Annotated in this window: 1 pseudogene; it reads left to right on the top strand. The window is 38.5% G+C overall.

The annotated features are described in order from the left end of the window. Positions 1 to 255 precede the first annotated feature (255 nt). Positions 256 to 364: pseudogene (locus AB4653_RS28715) on the top strand (ribosome maturation factor RimP); the annotation flags it as partial.

The raw sequence follows: 364 nt of genomic DNA, 5'->3' as shown, positions 1-364 counted from the left end.
ATCCGGCTCCCGCAACCAATTTCAATGCTATTATATAGCTTGTATTGGTAGCAAGTTTGCACAGTGTGAACCTCACTGTGAGTTAAGTGTGATATCAAATATGATGACACTTAACATATAAGGGTCCAGCAACAAAAACCCCGGCTTATACGGGGTTTTTTGTTATCTAAGCATTTATAAATGCATTTAGATGATAATGTTTGCTTGGAATTTAAATTGGGCTTTGAGCCCTTTTTTTGTTTCTGGAGTGGTTAAATGACTGGTTTAGAAAGACAACTTACTGAAATGCTTGACGCTCCAGTAGCAGCATCAGGTTATGAGTTAGTTGGATTAGAATTTATTCGTGCTGGTGAGCACTCAACGC

Source organism: Vibrio sp. 10N.222.48.A3 (assembly GCF_041475345.1).
GTDB classification, from domain to species: Bacteria; Pseudomonadota; Gammaproteobacteria; order Enterobacterales; family Vibrionaceae; genus Vibrio; species Vibrio tasmaniensis_A.
This window is presented reverse-complemented; position numbering and strand designations above follow the sequence as displayed.